This is a genomic window from Micromonospora sp. NPDC052213, from assembly GCF_040679695.1.
GTDB lineage: Bacteria > Actinomycetota > Actinomycetes > Mycobacteriales > Micromonosporaceae > Micromonospora.
Genome location: NZ_JBFAVI010000326.1, coordinates 1 through 2418 on the forward strand (window position 1 = coordinate 1; position 2418 = coordinate 2418).

The 2418-nt window shown below is 70.1% G+C and carries 2 protein-coding genes; both read left to right on the top strand.

The annotated features are described in order from the left end of the window. Positions 1–342 precede the first annotated feature (342 nt). A complete protein-coding gene (gene groES / locus AB0L34_RS33595; RefSeq protein ID WP_089012574.1) occupies positions 343–657 on the top strand; it encodes a co-chaperone GroES in 315 nt (104 codons plus the stop codon). A gap of 70 nt (positions 658–727) precedes the next feature. Then, positions 728–2374, top strand: a complete 1647-nt coding sequence (gene groL / locus AB0L34_RS33600; protein ID WP_350704048.1) for a chaperonin GroEL — start codon at positions 728–730, stop codon at positions 2372–2374. Positions 2375–2418: the final 44 nt, after the last annotated feature.

A 2418-nucleotide genomic window follows, 5' to 3' on the forward strand; every position in this document is an offset into this window, starting at 1 on the left:
GGCCAGCGGGTCGCCGCCGGCCACCCGCGCGGCCGCGTCGAGCGCGGCCGACCCCTCGGGCGTACGCAGGGCGGCGAGCTGGTCGAGGTCCACGCGGTCATTCTGGCCGCCCGGCCCGACGCGCCGGCCGGCGGGTTGGCACTCTCCTTGACGGAGTGCTAGCCGAGGAATAACCTGCGATTAGCACTCTCACCCCGAGGGTGCCAGCTTCCGGGCCGTCAGGCCTGGGTGCTGAACGCCAGGCGGACCGGCACCCGCGACGACGGCCCCGCCCGGTGGCATGTGGCAGATTGACGCTGGTCGGCTCGCCGGCCGGTAACGAAACCAGTACCCCAGGAGGGTATGCCCGTGACTACCGCGACCAAGGTTGCGATCAAGCCGCTCGAGGACCGGATCCTGGTCCAGGCGAACGAGGCTGAGACCACCACGGCGTCGGGCATCGTGATCCCCGACACCGCCAAGGAGAAGCCGCAGGAGGGCACCGTCCTCGCTGTCGGCCCGGGCCGCGTCGACGACAAGGGCAACCGGATCCCGGTTGACGTCAAGGTCGGCGACACCGTCATCTACTCGAAGTACGGCGGCACCGAGGTCAAGTACGCCGGCGAGGAGTACCTGGTGCTCTCCGCCCGCGACGTCCTCGCGGTCATCGAGAAGTAAGCAACCGATCAGTGTCGTTGCCCCGGTCCGGCTCGCCGGGCCGGGGCAACGTCGCTTCGAAGGGACATTCATGGCGAAGATCCTGAGCTTCTCGGACGACGCCCGGCACCTGCTCGAGCACGGTGTCAACGCCCTCGCGGACGCGGTCAAGGTGACCCTCGGCCCGCGCGGGCGCAACGTCGTCCTGGACAAGAAATTCGGTGCGCCCACGATCACCAACGACGGCGTGACCATCGCCAAGGAGATCGAGCTCACCAACCCGTACGAGAACCTCGGCGCGCAGCTGGTCAAGGAGGTGGCGACCAAGACCAACGACGTCGCCGGCGACGGGACCACCACCGCCACCGTGCTGGCCCAGGCGATGGTCCGCGAGGGCCTGCGCAACGTGGCGGCCGGAGCCAACCCGACCGGCCTCAAGCGGGGCATCGACGCGGCGGCCGCCAAGGTCTCCGAGGCGCTGCTCGGCCGCGCGGTCGAGGTCGCCGACAAGAAGTCGATCGCGCACGTCGCGACCATCTCCGCGCAGGACGCCACCATCGGCGAGCTGATCGCCGAGGCGATGGAGAGGGTCGGCCGCGACGGTGTCATCACCGTCGAGGAGGGCTCCGCGCTCACCACCGAGCTGGACGTCACCGAGGGCCTCCAGTTCGACAAGGGCTTCATCTCGCCGAACTTCGTCACCGACGTGGAGGGGCAGGAGTCGGTCCTGGAGGACCCGTACATCCTGATCACCACCCAGAAGATCTCGGCGATCGAGGAGCTGCTGCCGCTGCTGGAGAAGGTCCTCCAGAACAGCAAGCCGCTGCTGATCATCGCCGAGGACGTCGAGGGCCAGGCGCTGTCCACCCTGGTGGTCAACTCGATCCGCAAGACCCTCAAGGTCTGCGCGGTCAAGGCCCCGGGCTTCGGCGACCGCCGCAAGGCGATGCTTCAGGACATGGCGATCCTCACCGGCGCCGAGCTGGTCGCCCCGGAACTGGGCTACAAGCTCGACCAGGTGGGCCTGGAGGTGCTCGGCAGCGCCCGGCGCGTGGTGGTCGACAAGGAGAACACCACGATCGTCGACGGCGGCGGCCAGGCGAGCGAGGTCGCGGACCGGGTGGCCCAGATCCGCAAGGAGATCGAGGCCTCCGACTCCGACTGGGACCGGGAGAAGCTCGCCGAGCGGCTGGCCAAGCTGTCCGGCGGCATCGCGGTCATCAAGGTCGGTGCCGCGACCGAGGTCGAGATGAAGGAGCGCAAGCACCGCATCGAGGACGCGATCGCCGCGACCAAGGCCGCGGTCGAGGAGGGCACCGTCCCGGGCGGCGGCGCCGCCCTGGCGCAGATCCTGCCGGCGCTGGACGACGACCTCGGCTTCACCGGTGACGAGAAGGTCGGCGTCTCGATCGTGCGCAAGGCGCTGGTCGAGCCGCTGCGCTGGATCGCCCAGAACGCCGGCCACGACGGCTACGTCGTGGTGCAGAAGGTCGTCGGCAAGGAGTGGGGCCACGGCCTCGACGCCGCCAGCGGCGAGTACGTCGACCTGGCGAAGTCCGGCATCCTCGACCCGGTGAAGGTGACCCGCAACGCGGTCAGCAACGCCGCGTCGATCGCCGGCCTGCTGCTCACCACGGAGAGCCTCGTGGTGGAGAAGCCGGAGAAGGCCGAGCCGGCCGCCGCCGGTGGCCACGGCCACGGCCACGGTCACGGCCACCAGCACGGCCCGGGCTTCTGACCCTCGCCGTACGCCTCGTCGGGGCGCACCGTCCGCGTGACGGT